The sequence below is a fragment of the Haloarcula nitratireducens genome (genome assembly GCF_019599505.1).
This window is the reverse complement of record NZ_RKLT01000055.1, coordinates 1-4,660: the sequence shown is the minus strand read 5'-3', so window position 1 is coordinate 4,660 and position 4,660 is coordinate 1. Positions and strand designations below refer to the sequence as shown.

General features: G+C 56.7%; 2 protein-coding genes and 2 pseudogenes. All 4 read left to right on the top strand.

Features of this window, described 5'->3' with window-relative positions; all coding sequences use genetic code 11:
• Positions 1–263, top strand: a pseudogene (locus EGH23_RS26045) (RNA polymerase subunit sigma-70); the annotation flags it as partial.
• 80 nt (positions 264–343) lie between these two features.
• Positions 344–736, top strand: a pseudogene (locus EGH23_RS26040) (type B DNA-directed DNA polymerase); the annotation flags it as partial.
• 980 nt (positions 737–1,716) lie between these two features.
• Positions 1,717–3,627, top strand: coding sequence for a gamma-glutamyltransferase (gene ggt, locus EGH23_RS26035; RefSeq protein WP_220582898.1), 1,911 nt, complete (start codon positions 1,717–1,719; stop codon positions 3,625–3,627).
• 831 nt (positions 3,628–4,458) lie between these two features.
• A partial coding sequence (tnpA, locus tag EGH23_RS26030) for an IS200/IS605 family transposase (RefSeq protein WP_220582897.1) occupies positions 4,459–4,660 on the top strand: 202 nt, incomplete at its 3' end.

Below are 4,660 nucleotides of genomic sequence, written 5' to 3'. Positions count from 1 at the left end.
CGCTATTCCTTGCCGTCCGCGAACAGGACGTCGATACCTGGGAGGCGTTTTTCGACTCGTTCGATCTTCCCACCGCATTCGAGCGACAGCCCCGAGACGAACTGGATGGGCCGCTGCAGATCGTCCTCGAGTCACGCCCGTCACTCGAAATTGAACACGTCGAGGGGTACCCAGTGATCCCGAGAGACGAGACGATCGAGTACATGTACGAGAACTACGCCCAATTCCAGTCGGCGCTGGCGCTTCTCAGATTGACCAGCTGAGCTGACAACGATTACGGGTCTCGTCGGTCAATACCCAAGAGACAGGCATCGCCAACCGAGTTTGTATACCTACCCACCCCCTGGATTTCACGAGAGTTCCTAGAGAAAAGGTGAGAGTTCTCGAAAACGCGAGTGCGCAACTTCACTGGGAAGTACCGATGGAGAAACTCGTCGAACGGAACCGCGTTTCCAAGCCGCTGGAGAGATACTCACAGAATACCCAAAATGTGGCAGCGGTGAAATGTACTCGCGATCACGACATCGCCGTCCACCCAGGACAAGATATCGAATGCGTGGTTGCCGATGACGAGAAAACCTCGCGAGAACGGGTCGCGTTGTACGATTCATCATACTACGAAACGGAGCTTGTCAGAGCGGCCGAGGGCATGCTCTCCACGCTGGGATGGGATCAAGAAGATATCACCCAGCACCTTGGCGAAACCCTCGATACGACATTGGAAGAACGGGGTTGAGGAGAATGGTAACGAAACAGCTACCGATAACGGACCGATCAGTGGTTAACCAACAGAGCGGCGGTCTCTCATTTCGTTGGTTAAAATGCTTGCAGTGACATCTGGAGTGGAGGACACACACACCTGATTCCGAGTTAGTAGTGGAGTGCGGGTCCACCAATCAAAGTTGCCGAGTTGGACATTTACGACTGTTAGATTTCACTGGTCTAGAGACTCTAGCAACTGTACTTATTCTAGTGGCTGTTGCTGTTGTTGTTCTCTGTTTGTTCCTAGTTTACTAGTCTAGTAACTAGTAGAGACACACCTAGTTCCGAGTTAGTACACTCCTCTCAGCCAGTCACCCTGTCAACGTTCCCCCAACTAACTCGGAATCAGGTGTGTGTCTCTAGGCATTCCTCTCTAGAATTCGATATACAGAGGATGAGACTCAGTCTTCAGTCGTGACATCCTCCTCTACTAACTCGGAATCTGGTGTGTGGGTGCAAATTCCTTCAGGACCAGTCCGAGGTCTTCACCGCGACACTGAGAACTCGGTCTGCTTCGTCACACTGTGCTTACTCGCTCCACTCTACGAATATCCGAACCCTCTCAAAACTATCTCTCCCTGATCATTGCTCAACTCGATCTGTGCGATTCTATACCGGGTGTTAAAGCGTCTGAAACGCTCGGTTGGGACACTACGAACTTATGGGTAAGACAGAGCTGTAGCCGGGGGATTCCTGCGTGGGCGATTCCGCTCGGTGCTGAAATCCCGTGCGAGTACTCCGGTTTGCGGACTCCGCTTTGATTGAGTCACCGAGGTGTACCTTTCCTCGAATCCGGTACTCGGTAGCGTTCTAGCCCTGACTGAAGTATCCTATGCGCTGCTGCTCGGCGCTATTGGTATTCTCCTGGTTTGGAGATGGTATTTATACGGGGACGAATCTTTATTACTAACTAGTTAGATGTTCAGTTGTGGATGATAAAGTCCACGAACAACAATGACAGATGATATCGACCCGACGAAGGAGATTGAAGGACGGGATATCGATACCGGCGGCAGGCAGCTCAACCGGCGCCGATTTCTGGAACTGACGGGCGTAAGCGCCGGGTCGTTGGCACTTGGTACAGGCTCGGCGACGGCTGAGTACCAAGAAGTCACCGACGTCGGCGGCTTCAGTTGCGAGCACCCACAGTTCAACTGTGGACAAGAGGTTAGCGCAGCCGGGGGAATGGTTTCGACAGTCGATCCCATTGCGGCCGGAGTCGCGGCCAGGGTACTGCGGGAGGGGGGAACTGCCTTCGACGCGGCGGTCGCCCTCCAGTACACCCTGAACGTCACCCAGCCACACGGCTCGGGAATCGGTGGCGGTGGATTCACGGTTGTTCACGAGGCCGCGTCGGGCACAACCGAGGTGATCGATAGTCGCGAGCGCGCCTCGCAGGACGCGACGCCCGACCTGTACCTCCATGAGGGCGAGTACAACCAGAACATCCAGACTGGAGAGGCAATGGGGACCCCGGGGACGGCAATGGCCCTCGAGACCCTGCGTGAGGAGTACGGGACCATGTCCCGCCAGCGCCTAATTAACCCAGCTATCAAACTCGCCCGCAATGGCTTCACAGTCGATTGGTTCCTAGCTGAGCAGATCCACGGGAACACCCACAAGCTGAACGACGCCGCTCTCGAGACTTACAGCGACGATGCTGGGAACCTCTATGAGGCGGGCGACACGATGACGAACCCCGACCTCGCCGACACCTTCGAGATCATCAAGCGCGAGGGTCCCGACGGGTTCTACGAGGGGCCGGTCGCCGCGGATTTGGCGGCGACGATTAGCGAGTACGCCCGCGACCCCGACCAGGTCGTCGACGAAGAAGACCTGGCCAACTACGACGTCAAGATCAACGAGCCGGTGCGAAAAGAATGGTACGACGTTGAGCTTGTCGGCCAGCCGATGCCAAGCTCCGGACCAACTGTCATCGAGATGATGCTCCGGATGCTGGAGTTCTTGAACATCGGGGACTACGACGTCCGCTCGACCGAGAAGTACCACCTCTTTGCGGAGTCGATGTACTCCTGTTGGGCTGACCGGATGGCGTACATGGGTGACGACGAGTTTGTCGACGTGCCTGTCGACGAGTTGCTCTCCGATGCGTATCTCCAGGCGAGGGCCGACCAGATCGAGTTCGGTACCACGGTCTTCCCGGAGAATTCGAGTACCATGTATCCGGGAGATCCATGGAACGCTTCGGCGAAGCCACCGGATTTCAACCCAAGCGAGAAGCTCTTCGACTCGGCGGCCGCGATCGGCAATACAACCCATTTCACCACTGTCGATCGGTGGGGTAACGCCGTTTCCTGGACGTCAACGATCGAGCGCTTCATGGGCTCGGGCAAGATGGTTCCCGGTCGAGGGTTTATGATCAACAACGAGTTGACGGACTTCGACGCCGAGCCGGGCGGACCGAACCAGCCAAACGGCTGGAAGCGCCCGCTGTCGAGCACGAGCCCGATGATGGTCCTGCGCGACGGCAAACCCGAATTCACGGCCGGCTCGCCTGGCGGCTGGTCCATCCCGGACGCAACTCTACAGGCGATCTTACACCGCTACGTCTACGACCAGAGCCCACTCGAGTCGATCACGGAGCCAAGGCTCTACACTCACCACTACGGCGGTATCACCTGGTCCGAGGGCGTGCCCGACGGGGCCCGGGACACGCTTGAGTCGTGGGGCCACTCCCTGAACGACGGGCCAAGCCCCGTCGGCAACGTCCAGGTTATCGCCATCGACGACGATGAGCTGACCGGTGCGGCGGATCCGAACCGCGACGGTCAAGCCGTTGGCTACACCGGCGGTGGTCGCAATCGCGGGCAGGGCCGCGATCGTGGTCGCGGTCACGGAAACTGACGAGTGTCTCACGGACACTCCGATGACACACCCACGGTCCGAATCGCGAACCGGCTCTCCTCCGACCGCCATCCGGCGGCTGGTGGACCCCGTTCCGGTCCGACCTGAAGGGGCCTCCGAAGCGTAATCGACCGGAGTTCACCGCGATCGTGTGGAGATCGACGGTCTTACCCACCGTTCTTTCCAATGCGTGTGGATAGGTAATAGAGATATTGCCACCTTTACTCACTTCTAGCTACCAGAAGTAGCAAGACCGAAGCCGCGATGCGTCCTGTCTCTGATCGGCTTGTAGCTGATGATCGTCTGTCGGCGGGCTTCGGTGCCTCCACTCCGGCGCAGGAAGAAGTCGACGAAGCTGTGATGCGGAACGATATCGAACACTCGAAAGACTACTAAAAGACACACCACTGTTTCCGGAGCTTCTGGCGGAGAGACTACTCTTGCCCAGCACACACCACTATTTCCGAAGCTTTTGGCCAAAGAGACTACTCTTGCCCAGTACACACCACTGTTTCCGAAGCTTTTGGCGGAAGGGGCAACTCGTACCCTAATACTCCGTTTCCGTAGTGAGACACACCACTGTTTCCGAAGCTTTCCGGGCAAAGAGATCACCAACCTCTTTCATACTGCTATTTCCGGAACGACACACACCACTGTTTCCGGAGCTTTCTGGTGGAGAGCATCTATTTGGATTCAGCGAGAGAATCCCGCCGTTCACGGCGGGCGTGAATCGCGTAAGCCCGGTGTGTTAGTCCACGAGAGTATGCCCGGCCGAATACCCAACGGCACAAAAATTATTAGAATTGGGTGTGCTATATCTGGTGAGGCCAAATGAAGTCTTACCTGCAATCCGGGTCACACACGGTCTACGCGCTCCGATATCACTTTGTGACTGTCACGAAATACCGAGCCGACATCCTCACCGATGAGCGGCTGGAGCGCGTAGCCGAAGTCGCTCACGAGATTGCAGAGGACTTCGAGGCCGACATCAAAAACGTGGATGGCGGCACCGACCACGTTCATATCCTGTTCA